Here is a 15,776-nt window from a genome sequence, read left to right as displayed (position 1 = left end):
CTGGGCGGGAGCGTACGGCGGGTCGCCGCGGGGCGTCAGGGATTCGTAACAACCACGGCGTCGCCGACCCGGACAACGCCGCCTCGAACGACTTCCGCGTAACAACCGGCACAAGGGAGGACACCGAAGCCCGGCACGGCGACCCGGTTGTCGGCCATCAAGGCCCGGACGGCATGCGGGGCGCGGGGCAGCCCGCCGTGCTCCAGGGTGGGCACCGCGCATCGGGGCGTCGGCAGGACGATCCGCAGGACCACCTCGTCACCGATCCGGATTTCCCCGCCGACCCAGTCGTTCTCGACGTACGGACGGGTACCGGGCGGCGTCTCGATCACGAGATTCGGCCGGTAACGGACGTATTCGGTGCCGACCTCGCCGACCGTGGCCGTGGTGATCAGGTGCACCGGCGCGTAATCGACGAACGTCGACCCCGGCGTGCCCTGCCCGATCTCCAGCGTCGCCGCCGCCACTTCGGCCTCGACCCCTTGCGCGAGCACGTCTTCCGGCGCGGGCCGCTCCACGGTGGCGGCCTCGGGCCGTTCGGCGGACATCCGGACGGCTCGCCCCAACGCGGTCGAGAGCAGCCCGTCCACCGCGGGATCCTCGGCGTCGACGGTCCATCCCGACGGGAAGGTGATCCGGGCGCCGCCGCCGTCCGCCGCCGCCGAGAACTTGAGCAGGCCCTTCCACAACCGCGGATGCTTGGCCGTGGCGACCAGCCCGGTCACGTCGTCGATCAGGGCGAACCGCCGGTCGCCGTCAACCCCGCTCGCCGCGAAGCCGGCCTCTCCGACCTGCTCGCCGAGCATCGATTTCACCGGATAGCGCCACATCTTCGCGATCTGCATCGGCCTTCTCCCGGCTTGCCCCGAGATCCAGGGTGAACCTGCCGACTTAACCTGTCAAGCACTGTCGACCAGTTAGTCGGCGACCGGCAGGTGGCCGCGGAGTCGAGCTTCTCCAGCCCACCTGCCGGATCCACCGCAAGTAGACCGCGCCCGGAACCCCCGTCCGGCAAGCCCAAATCGCTCATCCGGACCCTCGCGCAAGTCGCGTGATAAGCGTACGCTTACCGCCGCTGCCCCGGGCGACGGCGGCGCGAGTTGGATACGATCCGGCCACGACATCCGCGGTTGCGGGGCGGGGCACCGGTTCCGTCCTCCTGGCGAACACTCAGCGCGGCCCGCCCGGCAGCCGAACCGTTCTCTCTCAACGACGAGGAGGTCCCCGTGACCGATTCCCCCTCCCGCGTGGCCATCGTGACCGGGGCCGGCCGTGGCATCGGCGCCGCGGTCGCGCGCCGGCTCGCCGCCGACGGGTTCGCCGTCGGGCTGCTGGACCTGGACGAGGCCGGGGTGAAACAGGGCGCGGAGGCGATCGCGGCCGACGGCGGGAAGGCGCTCGGCGTGCCGCTCGACGTCAGCGACGCCGAGCAGGTGGACGCCGCCGTCACCCGCGTCGCCGAGGAGCTCGGCGCGCCCACCGTGCTGGTCAACAACGCCGGCATCCTCCGCGACAACCTGCTGTTCAAGATGAGCGAGCAGGACTGGGACTCCGTGCTGGGCGTGCACCTCAAGGGCTCGTTCCTGATGGCGCGCGCGGTGCAGAAGTACCAGACGCAGGAGAAGTGGGGCCGGATCGTCAACCTGTCCAGCACGTCCGCGCTGGGCAACCGCGGCCAGGTCAACTACTCCGCGGCCAAGGCCGGCATGCAGGGCTTCACCAAGACCCTCGCCATCGAGCTGGGCAAGTTCGGCGTCACCGCGAACGCGATCGCGCCGGGCTTCATCGCCACGGACATGACCGCCGCGACCGCCGAACGGATCGGCATGGGCTTCGAGGAGTTCAAGGCCGCGGCCGCCTCGCAGATCCCGGTGCAGCGCGTGGGCACGCCCGAGGACATCGCGAACCTGGCCTCGTTCCTGGTCAGCGACGGCGCCGGCTTCATCTCCGGCCAGGTCATCTACGTGGCCGGCGGGCCGAAGGACTGATGGCGATGCGCGTGTTCTCCGACGTCTCCGAGTTCGCCGGCGCGGTCGGCGAGCACCTCGGCGAGAGCGACTGGCACACGATCGGCCAGGACCGGGTGCAGCTGTTCGCCGACGCCACCGGCGACCACCAGTGGATCCACCTCGACGCCGAGAAGGCGGCGCAGGGCCCGTTCGGCGCGACGATCGCGCACGGGTTCCTCACGCTGTCGCTCATCCCGATGTTCGGCCCGGAGATCTACCGGGTCGACGGCCTGAAGATGGGCATCAACTACGGCCTCAACAAGGTGCGCTTCCCGCAGCCGGTGAAGGTCGGCTCGCGGGTGCGCGGCAGCGCGGACCTGGTCGAGGTGACCGACGTGCCCGGCGGCAAACAGGCCATCGTGCGCTGGACCGTCGAGATCGAGGGCGAGGCCAAGCCCGCCTGCGTCGCCGAGATGGTCGCCCGGCTGATCGCCTGACCAGGGTCCCGGCCGGGACCGGCCGGGACCTGTACGACATACCGACTAGTCGGTACCGTGATTCGAACCCCACGACTGCAACCCGAGGAGGCTTGATGACCCCGACCGACCCGCCCGGCCTCGACCTGGGCCGGCTGCGCGCGTACCTGGACGAGCAGCGGCCCGGTCTCGTCACCGGCGAGCTGAGCGCCGAGGTGGTGCAGGGCGGCCGGTCGAACCTCACCTACCTCGTGGGCGACGGCTCCAGCCGGTGGGTGGTGCGCCGCCCGCCGCTGGGCCACGTCCTGCCGACGGCGCACGACATGGCCCGCGAGTTCCGCGTGATCTCGGGCCTGCAGGGCACCGCGGTGCCGGTGCCGGGCACCGTCGTGCTGTGCCAGGACGCCGACGTGCTCGGCGCTCAGTTCTACGTGATGGAGTTCGTGCCGGGCACGCCTTACCGCAGTGACCAGGAACTGGCCGCGCTCGGCCCGGTGCGCACCCGCGCGATCGCGGACGCGCTGGTGGACACCCTGGTCGACCTGCACGCCGTCGACCCGGCCGCGGCCGGGCTCGGCGACTTCGGCCGCCCGGACGGGTTCCTGGAGCGGCAGCTGCGGCGCTGGAAGAAGCAGCTCGACGGCTCGCGCAGCCGCGACCTGCCCGGCGTCGACACGCTGCACGACCGGCTGGCCGCGAAGCTGCCCGTCTCCGGCCCGCCGTCGATCGTGCACGGCGACTACCGGCTGGACAACGTGCTCGTGGACGGCGAGGACCGGATCACCGCGGTGCTGGACTGGGAGATGTCCACCCTCGGCGACCCGCTCACCGACGTCGCGCTGCTGGTCGCGTACGCCGAGCGCGACAAGGTGTCGCTGCAGATGGTGTCCAACGCCAGCTCCGCGCCCGGCTACCCGAGCGCCGACGAGGTCGTGGCCCGCTACGCCGAGCGTTCGGGGCGGGACGTCTCGGCGCTCAACTGGTACGTCAGCTTCGCGTTCTTCAAGCTCGCAGTGATCCTGGAAGGCATCTACTTCCGCTACAGCAAGGGCCAGACCGTCGGGGCGGGCTTCGAGAACGTCGGGTCCGGCGTCGTCCCCCTCATCGCGCACGGCAACGAGTCGCTCAAAGAGGAGAAGTAATGGAGTTCGCGTACGACGCCGTCACCGAGGAGCTGCGGGGGAAGCTCCTCGAGTTCATGGACTCGCACATCTACCCCGCCGAAGCCGTGTTCGAAGAGCAGCTCGCCGCGAGCGACGACCCGTGGACGACCGCGCCGGTCGTCGAGGAGCTGAAGGCCGAGGCGCGCAAACGCGGCCTGTGGAACTTCTTCCTGCCCGGCGAGCAGGGCGCGGGGCTGACCAACCTGCAGTACGCGCCGCTGGCCGAGATCACCGGCCGCAGCCCGCGGCTCGCGCCGACCGCGGTGAACTGCGCCGCGCCGGACACCGGCAACATGGAAGTGCTGCACATGTTCGGCAGCGAGCAGCAGAAGAAGCAGTGGCTGCAGCCGTTGCTCGACGGCGAGATCCGCTCCGCGTTCGCGATGACGGAGCCCGAGGTGGCCTCCTCCGACGCGCGCAACATCGCCACCAGCATCCGGCGTGACGGCGACGAGTACGTGGTCAACGGCCGCAAATGGTACATCTCCGGCGCGATGAACCCGAACTGCAAGATCTTCATCGTGATGGGCAAGACCGACCCCGAGGCCGCCCCGCACCAGCAGCAGAGCATGATCCTGGTCCCGCGCGGCACCCCCGGCCTCACGATCAAGCGCGGCATGCGCGTGTTCGGCTACACCGACGGCGACCACGGCGGGCACGCCGAGGTGCTGTTCGAGGACGTGCGCGTGCCGGCGGAGAACCTGATCGCCAGTGAGGGCGCCGGGTTCGCCGTCGCGCAGGCCCGCCTCGGGCCGGGCCGCATCCACCACTGCATGCGCGCCATCGGCATGGCCGAGCGCGCGCTGGAGCTGATGTGCCGGCGCACGCTCTCGCGGCAGGCGTTCGGCAAGCCCATCGCCGAGCAGGGGGTGGTGCAGGACTGGATCGCCGAGTCCCGCGTGCGCATCGAGCAGCAGCGGCTGCTGGTGCTGAAAACGGCGTGGCTGATGGACACCGCCGGCAACCAGGGCGCGCACACCGAGATCCAGTCGATCAAGATCTCCACCCCGATCCAGGTCGAGTGGATCCTGGACAAGGCCATCCAGGCACACGGCGCCGGCGGCGTCAGCCAGGACTTCCCGCTGGCCGAGCTGTGGGCGGGCGTGCGCACGCTGCGGCTGGCCGACGGCCCGGACGAGGTGCACAAGCGCTCGCTGGCCCGCCGTGAGCTGAAGAAGTACCGCACGGAGACGGCTCGATGACCGTCACCGCCGAGGACCTGCGCGGGCAGGTCGAGCGGTTCCTCGCCGCGCACGACCCGAAGACCACCGACCGGCTGGAGTTCCTGCGCGCCCGCTTCGACGCGGGCCTGGCGTGGGTGCTCTTCCCCGAGGGGCTGGGCGGGCAGGGCGCCCCGCGCGCGCTGCAGCCGGGCGTCGACGCCGCGTTCGCCGCGGCCGGCGCGCCGGACAACGACCCGCGCCGGATCGGCATCGGCCTCGGCATGGCCGCGCCGACCATCCTCGCCTTCGGCACGCCGGAGCAGCGGCAGCGCTACCTCCGTCCACTGTGGACGGGCGAGGAGGTGTGGTGCCAGCTGTTCAGCGAGCCGGGCGCGGGCTCCGACCTCGCCGCGCTGGCCACCCGCGCGGTGCGCGACGGCGACGACTGGGTCGTCACCGGGCAGAAGGTGTGGACCTCGGGCGCGCACAACGCGCAGTGGGCCATTCTGGTCACCCGCACCGACCCGGACGTACCGAAGCACCAGGGCATGACGTACTTCCTGTGCGACATGACCGCGCCCGGCGTCGAGGTGCGGCCGCTGCGCCAGATCACCGGTGAGGCCGAGTTCAACGAGGTCTTCCTGACCGGCGTCCGGATCCCGGACAGCCAGCGGCTCGGCGCCGTCGGCGAGGGCTGGAAGGTCGCGCAGACCACGCTGATGAACGAGCGCGTGGCGATCGGCGGCAACGCCGTGCCCCGCGAGGGTGGCCTGATCGGCCTGGTCGCGAAGACCTGGCGGGACCGGCCCGAGCTGCGCACGCCGGAGCTGCGGGACCGGCTGGTGCAGCACTGGGTCGAGTCCGAGGCGCTGCGGCTGGCGGGCTCGCGCCTGCGCCAGCAGCTGGCCGTGGGCGCGCCCGGGCCGGAGGGCTCGGCGATGAAGGTGGCGTTCTCCGAGCTGAACCAGAAGCTCACCGGGCTGGAGATCGAGCTGCTCGGCGAGGAGGGCCTGCGGTACGACGACTGGACCGAGCGCCGTCCGGAGAAGGTCGACTTCCTCGGCCGCGAGGCGGGTTACCGCTATCTGCGCGCGAAGGGCAACTCCATCGAGGGCGGCACCTCGGAGGTGCTGCGCAACATCATCGCCGAGCGTGTGCTGGGACTGCCGTCCGAGCCGCGGGTCGACAAGGACGTCGCCTGGAAGGACCTGCCCCGATGAGCGAGCTTGCGCGCGAGCTGCCGACGCCGGACCTGCTCTACTCCGAGGTCGAAGAAGACCTGCGCTCGTCCGTGCGCGATCTGCTCACCGACCGGGTCACCCCGGCGGCGCTGCTGGCGCGGGCAGAGACGGCCGAGCCGTACGACCTGAAGCTGTGGAAGACGCTCGCCGCCGACCTCGGCACCGCCGGGCTGATGGTGCCCGAGGAGCTGGGCGGCCACGGCGCCACGACCCGCGAGGCCGCCGTCGTGCTGGAGGAACTGGGCCGCAGCGTCGCTCCGGTGCCGTTCCTCGGCAGCGCGGTGCTCGCGACCACGGCGCTGCTCGGCGCCGATTCGGCCGACCCGGTGATCGCCGAGCTGCTCCCCCGGCTGGCCGGCGGTGAGCTGACCGGCGCGCTGGCCGTTCCGCTGTCGACCGCGCCCGGGGCGGAGTTCCCGGCGACGGTCACGGTCAACGCGGACGGCACGCTCAGCGGCCGCGTGGGCACGGTCGCCGACGCGTCCGTGGCCGAGCTGCTCGTGGTGCCCGCCACCGGACCGGACGGGCCGGGGCTGTACGCGGTGGAGGCGACGGCGGCCACGGTGACCGAGCTGGTGTCGCTGGACCTGACCCGCCGCGTCGCCGACGTCGTGCTGGAGAACGCGCCGGCCCGCCGGTTCACCTCCGGCGAGCAGGCCGTCGCGGCCCTGGACAACGCGCTGACCACGGCCGCGGGGCTGCTGGCGTCGGAGCAGACCGGGCTCACCGAGTGGGCGCTGACCACGACGGTGACCTATCTGAAGGGCCGGTACCAGTTCGGCCGCCCGGTCGGCGGGTTCCAGTCGCTCAAGCACCGGCTGGCGAACCTGTACACGGACCTGGTCAACGCCCGCGCGACCGCCCGGTACGCCGCCGACGCCCTGGCGGGCGGCTTCGACGTGCCGATCGCGGTCGCCGTGGCGCAGGCCCGCGTCGCGCCGATCGCGGTGCACGCGGTGGAGGAGGCGATCCAGCTGCACGGCGGGATCGGCATGACGTGGGAGCACCCCGCGCACCTCTACCTCAAGCGCGCCAAGAGCGACGAGCTGGCGTTCGGCACCCCCGGCCGGCACCGCTCCCGGCTGGCCGGCCTGGTCGACCTCCCGGCCTGAGCCCGCGGGCGGATGACGCTTCCCGCGACGGAAGCGTCATCCCCCGCGCGCCCTGTGGCCATTGTGGACAGTGGCGGGCGCCACACGTCCGAACAGGCGGCAAGAGTGCACTTTTTCCTGTAGTGGCACGGCCCCCGGGGTTCGTAGCCTGGCGATCATGGTTACCGACCTCCGGCGGCAGACGATCACCGTCGGCACGCACCGGCACAGCGCGCTCGCGGCCGGCCCGGAGAGCGGGGACCTCGTCCTGTTGCTGCACGGCTGGGCGGAATTCGCCGATTCGTGGGCCGCGGAGCTGACCGCACTGGGCGAGGCGGGTTACCACGCCGTCGCCGTCGACCAGCGGGGGTACGCCCCGGCCGCGCGGCCGCAGGACGTCGACCAGTACTCGGTCCGCCACCTGGTCACCGACGTCATCGCGTTCGCCGCCGCGCTCGGCTCCGACCGGTTCCACCTGGTGGGGCACGACTGGGGCGCGATGGTCGGCTGGGCGCTGGCCACCGCGCACCCCGACCGCCTGCGGTCGTTCACCGCGCTCACCGCCCCGCACCCGGCCGCGCTCCGGCAGGCCGCGGAGGTGGACGAGCAGCAGCAGTACACGCTGGCCTACATCAAGTTCTTCCGGCGCCCCGACGGCCGCGCCGAGACCTACCTGCTCACCGACGACTGCGCCGAACTTCGCGCGCTGTACGACGGACGGCTGCCCGCCGCACAGGTCGAGCGCAACCTCGCGCGGCTGACCGAGCCGGGCGCGCTCACCGCGACGCTGAACTGGTACCGCGGCCCCGACGGCGAGTTCGACCTCCCGGGCGGGCGCATCGCCGTGCCGACGCTGTACCTGTGGGGCGCCGAGGACCCGCGCTTCGGCCGCGTCGCCGCCGACCTCACCGCGAGTTTCGTGGACGGGGAGTACCGCCTCGTGGTGATCGAGGGCGCGAGCCACTGGCTGCCGCAGGAGTCGGCGGACGCGATCCTGCCGCTGATCCTGGATCATCTGAAGCAGCACTGAATCCGGCTCGTGAGTGTTGGTGACGGTTAGAACCGTCATCGCCACTCACGAGCCCTTCACGGCGGACCCCTCGTGGGCGGCGCGGGGCGAGGCCGTGCGCCCGCCCGCGCCCGGCTGGAACGCGAGGGCTGGTGCTACGGGAAGGTTAGGACACTGGTCGCTGGCGCGGGCGGTGTGGCCGGACAGCCGAGCCACGGCCGCCGACGCGGGCAGTGAGGTGGTCAGTGATGCGGTCACCGTTGCGGCAGAACAGCCAAGCCGCACACCACCGCATCGCTCCCCCGGAAACCCATGGGCCACCAGGAAAAAGGGGTGCTGCCCGGGATCCGGTCCCGCACAGCACCCCCCGGCCGGAACGATCAGCCGTAGATCTGGAACCCGAACGTCGTGGAGCCGTGGGCTCCGTTGGCCTCGGTCGCGGTGGCGGTCACCGAGTAGGTGCCGGCCTTGGTCGGCGTGCCGGTGATGGTGCCCGACGCGCTGATCGACAGGCCCGGCGGCAGGCCGGCCGCCGAGAAGGTGACCGGGCCGCTGTCACTGGCGGTGGCGGTCAGCTGGATCGTCTGGAACAGCGGGAAGTTGACAAAACCCCACTGGCTGCCGGGGTTGGCCACCGAGACGGTGCCGGTCGGCGGGGTGCCGACCGTCCACTTGAACGCGGTGTTCCCGGAGGCCTTCGTGTCGTCGGTGACCGTGACGGTCACGTTCGAAACAGCCTGCGTGGTCGGCTTCCCGGTGATCACGCCGCTGGCCGGGTCGATGGCCAGCCCGGCGGGCAGGCCGGACGCGGCGTAGGTCAGCTTGGCCGACGCGGCCGAGTCGGTCGCCTTGATCGGCAGGTTGACCGCGTCGCCCGGCTGGCTGGACTGGTCACCCGGGTTGGTCACCGAGACGGTGTTGCCGGTCGGCGGGGTGCTGTTGCCGAGCGCGGTGAACAGGCCGTTGCCGTCGTAGGTGCCCCAGCCGGTCACCTGGTCGTAGCCGGTCTTCGCGGAGAAGTCGCGGTTGCTGCCGGAGGTGATGTCGTGGAACGCCGAGCCGTAGCTGCTGCCGTTGCCGACGCCGTAGATCGCCGCGTCGGGGTTGCCCAGCTTGGCCTTGGCCTTCTGGTTGTACAGCGTCGCCCAGCCCGCCCACATCGGCGCGGCGCAGCTGGTGCCGCCGTACTGCGCCCAGCCGCCGTTGGTGTAGACCGCGTAGCCGGTCTGCGGGTCGGCGTCGAGGGCCACGTCCGGTTCGGTGCGCTTGCCGCCGACGCCGGGCTGCCAGCTCGGGGCCGGGAACTGCGTGGACGTGCCGCCGCCGGAGCCGCTCCAGCCGGTTTCCGAGCCGTAGGTGTTGTTGCTGCCCACCGTAAGCGTGGTGCCGCCGACACCGGTGACGTTCGGCGAGGTGCCCGGCCAGCCCGCGGAGACGACCCCCGAGCCCGACGTGCTGCGGCTGCAGCCGCGCGAACCGTCGTCACCGGTGGCCACGAAGAAGCTCTGGCCCTGCGCCGCGCCCTGCTTGTAGCCGTTGTCGACGTTGGTCATCTGCGAGCTGGAGATGTCCTTCTCACAGATGCCCCAGGAAATCGACACGACCGGCGCCTTGTTCTCCTGCACGATCTGGTTGACCATGTTCAGCTCGCCGCCGTCGTCGTTGGCGGCCTCGTACACCAGGGTGGCGGCCTTCGGCGCCATCGCCTGCACCAGCTCGATGTCGAGGTCGACCTCGGCCTCGCCGCCGCCCGGGTTCGAGTCGTAGTTCTGGCCGTTGACCGGAACCGTCACCGGTGCCGACGAACCGAGGTTGTAATTCTGGTCATAAGCGGCGATATCGGACTTCTTGTACCCGTCGAATTCGTACAAAGCGACCGTTTGCCCGGTTCCGTCGGCACCGATCGGGTTCGTGTTGTAGATCGACCGCAACGCCGTCGGCCCGAGGCCCGAAACGTTCGGATTCGCCTTCGGCGCGGAGACCTCGTTGTGCCGCCGGACGGCGTAGTTGTCCAACCCGGACACGCCCTGGACGACACCGGCGACCGTGGCGGGCAGCGAGGGCGCGCCGTCGTTCGCGAAGTAGCGGCGGTGCTGGGCCGGGTCGTCGTAGACCCCCATCGACGTCGAGAAAGCGCCCGCGACCTGCGCCTCGGTGCCGGTCGCGTCGACCACCTGGCCGGACACGCCGGTGACCCGCAGCCCCTTGCCCTGCAGGTAGGCGGTGACGCGGTCCTGGTCGGACTTGGTCGGGCCGTAGGCCGCGCCGAACTGCTGCGGGGTCAGGTAGTGGCCATAAATCGGCGACGCCGGGTTCGCGACGTCGGCGACGAACTTGTCGAGACCCGCGGCATTGTGGAGCTTCAGCGCCACGGCGACCGGGACCTGCTGGCCGGCGGGCAGGTCGCCGACGCGCTGGCTGTGCGCGACAGCGGGGCTGACGTTGCCCGGCAGCGCGACCTGCGCGTCCGCGGCATAGGCCGTTCCGGTGAATGCGGCGGCCAATATGGGTAACGGCGCGATTCCGAGCCCGAGCGCGCGGAGTCTTTTCTTCATGGTGATCTCTCCCGATGGGGTTGAACGGGCACAACGCATTTCCCGCGGACCTGGTCAGTCCCGGGAAGGGGTGTTCGGGGAGTAACGCATCATTCGAGTTGACTTCTGTTAACCAACTTGATGCATACGCAGTAAAGGTCATGCCGCGGGAAGACGTCAACAGACCTTCGGAGGGTTCCGGTCAGGCCCGGGTCTGGGAAGCCACGCTCCGGGCCCCGCGACGCAGCACTTCCAGCGCCTCGGCCGTCTTTCCGTTGCGCAGCAGCAAATCGCCGTACAGCCGGCAGGTCCGACCGAGGTCGTAGACGATCCCGGCCCGGGCGTAGCCGTCGAGCGCGCGCTCCAGCAGGCGCCCCGCCTCGGCCAGGTCGCCGGCCGCCCCGGCCAGCAGCCCCAGGATCCGGTCCGCCTCGGCCATCCCCGCGGGCAGGTCGAACCGCACGTATGCCTCCCCCGCGCGGGTGGCCAGCTCCGTGGCCCGGCCGCGGTCCCCCAGCCGGCGGCAGACGTCGGCCAGTTCGAGCGCGACGCCCGCCGCGTCGTGGAGCCGGCCCACCGCGTCGAAGATCTCCAGCGCCAGGCCCAGTTCGGTGCCGGCCTCGTCGAGGCGTTCGGCCTGGCTCAGCGCGTACCCCCGAGACCAGTGCACACTGCCCGACTCGCTGTCGAGGCCGAGCTCGGCGAACGTGCGCCGGGCGATCCCCCACCAGCGATCGACCTCGGCGAACCCCTTGGTCTCCAGCACCCGCTGCCCGGCGAGGTCGTAGAACGTCGCGATCCACTCGCGCTGCGACGCCCGCCGCGCGACCGCGAGACCCTCGTCGATGGTCTCATGCATCCGGCCGAGCGCGCCCAGCTCGTGGTACGGCGTGATCAGGCCGGCCAGCAGCCACAGCTCGGCGTCGGGGTCGGGTGGCGTTTCGGCCCGGACCTCGGCGAGGCCCTCTTCCAGCAGGGTGATCGCGGCGGCCGCGGACTCGACGTTGAGCAGGCACTGCGCCCGCCGCCGGACGATCGCGGCCCGGACGGAACCCGGTGCCCCGCCGGCGAGTTCGCCCGCGCGCTCGTACGCGAGCTGCGCCGCCCGCATCCGGCCCTGGTGCAGCTCGACCTCGCCGAGGCAGATCCGGGCGCGGCATTCGACGACCGGCAGCCGGTAGCGCCGCGCCGTGCGCTCGACCGTCGCGAACAGCTCGGCCGCCGCCTCGACCTCCCCGCGCGAGAGCGACCGTCGGCCGCGCTCGAGTTCGGCCGTCAGCTCCTCGGCGGCGCCCGCGGGCCGGCCGTGGCGCAGGTCGTCGGGGTCGACGCCGAGCCGGGTGGCGAAGTAGCCCAGCGCCTCCACGGACGGCTCCCGGCCGCCCGCCTCGACGGTCGCGAGGAACCCGCGGGTGTACTGGGGAGCGGCGAGCTGCTGCTGGGTGAGACCGAGCTCGACCCGCAGCCGCTGGAGCCGTTGCCCCACGCCCTCCATGGTCATCACCGTTATCCTGGCCGCGGTCGGAAACCACCAGGCTAGCCGGGACGAGGCCGAAGATGGCGCAGCGGGACGAGGAGACGGTGGGGCGCCGGATCCACCGGCTGCGCACCGGGCTCGGCCTGACCCAGCGCGAACTCGCGGCGCCCAGCTACACCCCCGGGTACGTCTCCGCGGTCGAGAGCGACCGGCGCACACCGTCGGCCGAGGCGATGCGGCACTTCGCGTTCCGGCTCGGGCTGGGCCTGGAGGAGCTGGCCACCGGCCGGACCGCGGACCCCGTCGTCGGCCAGGAGCTGGCCCTGCTGGACGCGGTGGTCGCCGGCGACCGGCGGCGGCTCGCCACCCTCGCGACCGGCCCGCTGAAGGCGCGGGCGCTGACCGACCTCGCCGCCCTGACGCCCGAGGCGACCGCGCTGTACGAGGAGGCCGCCGCACTGCTCGCCGACGAACCGCCCCACCTGCGGGTCGAGGCGAACGCGGGCCGGGCCGTGCGGCTGCGGCGGTCGGGCGAGTTCCGCTACGCCCGGCACCTGCTGCGCACGATCCGCGACGAGCTGCACGAGTCCGGCCACCCCGACCCGGCCGCGCTGTTTTTCGTCGACGCGCACCTGGCCGCGTGCGACGTCCAGGTCGGGGACGACAGTTCGCCGGCCGCGGCGGAGGCCCTCGCGCTGGCCCTGCCGAGCCCCGAACTCAGCCGCGACCTGAACCTGCGGCTCGCCCGCACCCTGGTGGCGGCCGGGCGGTTCGACGACGCCCACGTGGCCGTGGCGCAGGCGCGGGCGGCGCACCGGCAGCTGGGCCTGCGGGCCGAACTCGCGCTGTGCCACCAGGCCAGGGCCCGCACGCGCCAGGCCGCCGGAGACCTCTCGGGCGCCGCCGCCGACCTCAGCCAGTCCCGCGCGATGCTCACAGCCGACGGCGAACACCAGGCGGCCGCCGACGTCGCCACCGAACTGGCGGGCGTCCACCGCGAGCTGGGCAACGTCGCGGGCGCCCGCGCCCTGCTGGAAAACGTCCTCGCCGCAGCGGAACCGGACACGCGCACGGCCGCGCGGGCACACCGTCAACTCGGGCTGCTTTCGTTGCTGGACAAGGAAAGCATGAACGCCGAGCAGTCCCTCCGCACCGCGGTGACGATCTTCGAACGAACCGGCCCCGGCCACGACCTGGCCCGCGCCCTGCTCGATCTGGCCGACGTACTGGCCGGCCGGGGCGATCCCGGCGCCGCGGCCGGGGCGTTGAGCGCGGGCCTGCGCAGCGTTGAGCGGATGGCCCGGTCGGTGGCTGGATAGCGGCTGTTTTCCCAGCGGGGTAAGGACTTTTCGACCTGCTAATCTCTAGGTAGCCTGCGGCAAGTCCACTCCGGACGTACCGCGCCCCGCTCGTCGGCGGCCAGATCTTCGGCCCGCTCAACGGGCGCAGCCGTAGCCTGAGCCCCATGGCTGACCATTTGGTGGTAACGACAACCACGCCGGATCGCGCCTCGGCGGCAAAAATCGCTTCGTCTGCGGTCGCGGCCCGGCTGGCCGCCAGCACACAGGTCTGCGGACCGGTGGCGTCGTACTTCTGGCACCTCGGCGAGGCCGGGGAAGGCGAGGAGTGGGTGGTCACGTTCAAGACGATCGGCGCCCGCTACGACGAGTTGGCGGCGCACATCCGCGCCGGGCATCCGTGGGACAACCCGGAAGTGACCGCCGTAGCGCTGGTCCACGGATCCGCGGACTACCTGACCTGGGTCGAGACCTCGACCGCCCAAGACTGAGCTGCTCCGCCCGGACGAAGTCGAGCACGCGAGCAGCAAGAGCCCAGCCGCCGATCCAAATAGTTGGCATCAACTAGTCATCCGCGTATAGTCGATCCTGACCAAGGGGAGGAACGATGAAACGACGCGCGGTGGGGAACCCGCTCGGCCTGGCGGTGCTGGCCGGGCTGCTCGAGAAACCCATGCATCCCTACGAGATGGCCCGCCGGTTCGTGGAGTACGGCAAGGAGCGGGACTTCAAGTACACCCGCAGCTCGCTGTACATGGTGGTCGGGCAGTTGGAGAAGGCCGGCTTCATCGCCGAGCAGGAGACTCTGCGCGACACCGCCCGCCCGGAGCGGACGGTGTACGCGATCGCGCCGACGGGGCGGCTCGAGCTCTTCGACTGGATGCGCGAGCTGGTCGCCGAGCCCGCCACGGAATACCCGCTGTTCGGCGCGGCCCTGTCGATGTTCACGGTGCTCCAGCCGGACGAGGCCCGGGACCTGCTGGGCCAGCGGCTCGCCGCGCTCACCGAGCTGGCCGGGGAGATCCGCCGGACGCTGGCGCAGGCCAAGGACGAGGGCCTGGCCTGGTGGTACCTGATCGAGGAGGACTACCGGCTGGCCAAGCTGGAGGCGGAGCGCTCGTTCGTCGAGCGGCTCGCCGAATCCGTCGCCGGTGACGACTACCGGCAAGCGTGGGACGAGTTCTTCGGGGAGAAGAAATGACTGTTCTGGTGATCGGCGGCGGGATCGCCGGCACGGTGACGGCGATGGCGCTGCAGCGGGCGGGCATCGACGCCACGGTGTACGAGGCGTACTCCACCTCGGCCGACGGAGTGGGCAGCGCGTTGACGTTGGCGCCCAACGGACGTAACGCGTTGCGGCAGATCGACGCCGACGACGCGGTGGCGGCCGTCGGCATCGAGGTGCCGGGCATGGTGATGCAGAACCACAAAGGCCGCGCGGTCGGCCGGTTCGACGGCCTGCCGGGGCTGCCCGCCAGCCTGTTGCTGCGACGGGACCGGCTGTACCGGGCCCTGCTGGACGAGACGCTGCGGCGCGGCATCACGGTCGAGTTCGGCAAACGCCTGGTGTCCATCGAGGACTCGGCCGACAAGGTGGTGGCGCACTTCGACGACGGGTCGTCGGCCATCGGCGAAGCACTGGCCGGCGCGGACGGCATCCGTTCGGCCGTACGCTCCACATTGGACTCGTCGGCGGCCGGGCCCCGGTTCGCCAGTCTGCTCGGCCTCGGTGGCTGGATCCGTAATCCCGGCCTGCCCGTCACCGGCAACTACCAGCACTTCGCCTTCGGCAAGCGTGCCTTCTTCGGCTACTTCATCGACGAGGAGGAGATTCTCTGGTTCAGCAACGTTCCCGCCGCTTCGGCGGCCGAAGCGAAGACCGCCTCGCCGGAGCATTGGCTGGCCGTCCTGCGCGAACGCCACGCCGACGACGTCCCGGCCCGTGACATCATCGCCCTGCTGACCCCGGCGGACGTCGCCCGGCCCGGTCCCCTCGAAGACATCCCCACGGTCCGCACCTGGCACCGCGGCCGGGTGGTCCTGGTCGGCGACGCGGCCCACCCCACCTCGCCCAGCTCGGGCCAGGGCGCGTCCCAGGCGATCGAAAGCGCGCTCGAACTCGCCCGCTGCCTGCGTGACGGGCCGACCGTGCCGGACGCGTTCGCCGCGTACGAGTCAGCGCGTCGCGAGTGGGTCGAGCGGATCATCGCCCGCGCGGCGAAGATCAACAACGACAAGGCGGCCGGTCCGGGCGCCCGGGTCCTGCGAGACCTGCTGATGCCCGTGATGATGAAAACCGTGATGACCCCGGAGAAGATGTTCGGCGCGGTGCACCATCACAGAATCGCCTTCTGACGCGAACCCGTCAGCGGCAG

The 15,776-nt window shown here is 71.7% G+C and carries 14 protein-coding genes; 11 read left to right on the top strand and 3 right to left on the bottom strand.

Annotated elements, in window-relative coordinates; translation table 11 throughout:
• Positions 1–35 precede the first annotated feature (35 nt).
• Positions 36–845 (bottom strand): MOSC domain-containing protein, encoded by an 810-nt coding sequence (locus tag OG943_RS04035; protein ID WP_328608302.1) that lies wholly within the window; start codon positions 843–845, stop codon positions 36–38.
• Positions 846–1,226: 381 nt separating this feature from the next.
• On the opposite strand from OG943_RS04035, the gene fabG reads away from it, so the two are divergent.
• The 7 genes from fabG to OG943_RS04000 all read left to right on the top strand — a co-directional run bounded on the left by fabG (position 1,227) and on the right by OG943_RS04000 (position 8,113).
• Positions 1,227–1,988, top strand: a complete 762-nt coding sequence (gene fabG, locus OG943_RS04030; RefSeq protein ID WP_328608301.1) for a 3-oxoacyl-ACP reductase FabG — start codon at positions 1,227–1,229, stop codon at positions 1,986–1,988.
• A gap of 5 nt (positions 1,989–1,993) precedes the next feature.
• Complete coding sequence (locus tag OG943_RS04025; RefSeq protein ID WP_328608300.1) at positions 1,994–2,446, top strand: MaoC family dehydratase; 453 nt, start codon at positions 1,994–1,996, stop codon at positions 2,444–2,446.
• Between the two features lie 95 nt (positions 2,447–2,541).
• Positions 2,542–3,567 (top strand): phosphotransferase family protein, encoded by a 1,026-nt coding sequence (locus OG943_RS04020; RefSeq protein ID WP_328608299.1) that lies wholly within the window; start codon positions 2,542–2,544, stop codon positions 3,565–3,567.
• Complete coding sequence (locus OG943_RS04015) at positions 3,567–4,790, top strand: acyl-CoA dehydrogenase family protein (protein ID WP_328608298.1); 1,224 nt, start codon at positions 3,567–3,569, stop codon at positions 4,788–4,790. Before OG943_RS04020 ends, OG943_RS04015 begins: the two co-directional genes overlap by 1 nt.
• Entirely contained in the window at positions 4,787–5,971 is a 1,185-nt protein-coding gene (locus tag OG943_RS04010; RefSeq protein ID WP_328608297.1) for an acyl-CoA dehydrogenase family protein, read from the top strand. The genes OG943_RS04015 and OG943_RS04010 overlap by 4 nt, the downstream gene beginning before the upstream one ends.
• Positions 5,968–7,104 carry an acyl-CoA dehydrogenase family protein gene (locus OG943_RS04005; RefSeq protein WP_328608296.1) on the top strand — a complete coding sequence of 379 codons (1,137 nt, stop codon included), beginning with the start codon at positions 5,968–5,970 and terminating at the stop codon, positions 7,102–7,104. The genes OG943_RS04010 and OG943_RS04005 overlap by 4 nt, the downstream gene beginning before the upstream one ends.
• 157 nt (positions 7,105–7,261) lie before the next feature.
• Complete coding sequence (locus tag OG943_RS04000; protein ID WP_328608295.1) at positions 7,262–8,113, top strand: alpha/beta fold hydrolase; 852 nt, start codon at positions 7,262–7,264, stop codon at positions 8,111–8,113.
• Positions 8,114–8,472: 359 nt separating this feature from the next.
• Here OG943_RS04000 and OG943_RS03995 read toward each other — a convergent pair whose 3' ends face one another.
• Positions 8,473–10,647: a protease pro-enzyme activation domain-containing protein gene (locus OG943_RS03995; protein WP_328608294.1), complete on the bottom strand. Its 2,175-nt coding sequence runs from the start codon at positions 10,645–10,647 to the stop codon at positions 8,473–8,475.
• Positions 10,648–10,828: 181 nt separating this feature from the next.
• A complete protein-coding gene (locus OG943_RS03990) occupies positions 10,829–12,127 on the bottom strand; it encodes an XRE family transcriptional regulator (protein ID WP_328608293.1) in 1,299 nt (432 codons plus the stop codon).
• Between the two features lie 56 nt (positions 12,128–12,183).
• Here OG943_RS03990 and OG943_RS03985 point away from each other — a divergent pair, with 56 nt between their 5' ends.
• The 4 genes from OG943_RS03985 (at position 12,184) to OG943_RS03970 (ending at position 15,756) form a co-directional block, all read left to right on the top strand.
• Positions 12,184–13,422, top strand: a complete 1,239-nt coding sequence (locus OG943_RS03985) for a helix-turn-helix transcriptional regulator (protein WP_328608292.1) — start codon at positions 12,184–12,186, stop codon at positions 13,420–13,422.
• 146 nt (positions 13,423–13,568) lie between these two features.
• Positions 13,569–13,892 (top strand): divalent-cation tolerance protein CutA, encoded by a 324-nt coding sequence (gene cutA, locus OG943_RS03980; RefSeq protein WP_328608291.1) that lies wholly within the window; start codon positions 13,569–13,571, stop codon positions 13,890–13,892.
• A 116-nt stretch (positions 13,893–14,008) separates the two neighbouring features.
• Entirely contained in the window at positions 14,009–14,602 is a 594-nt protein-coding gene (locus tag OG943_RS03975) for a PadR family transcriptional regulator (RefSeq protein ID WP_328608290.1), read from the top strand.
• Complete coding sequence (locus OG943_RS03970; protein WP_328608289.1) at positions 14,599–15,756, top strand: FAD-dependent oxidoreductase; 1,158 nt, start codon at positions 14,599–14,601, stop codon at positions 15,754–15,756. Before OG943_RS03975 ends, OG943_RS03970 begins: the two co-directional genes overlap by 4 nt.
• The last annotated feature ends 20 nt before the right edge of the window (positions 15,757–15,776 follow it).

This window comes from Amycolatopsis sp. NBC_00345 (assembly GCF_036116635.1).
Taxonomy (GTDB): domain Bacteria; phylum Actinomycetota; class Actinomycetes; order Mycobacteriales; family Pseudonocardiaceae; genus Amycolatopsis.
Note: the sequence above shows the minus strand (reverse complement) of the source record. Positions and strands in the feature narration are given on the sequence as shown.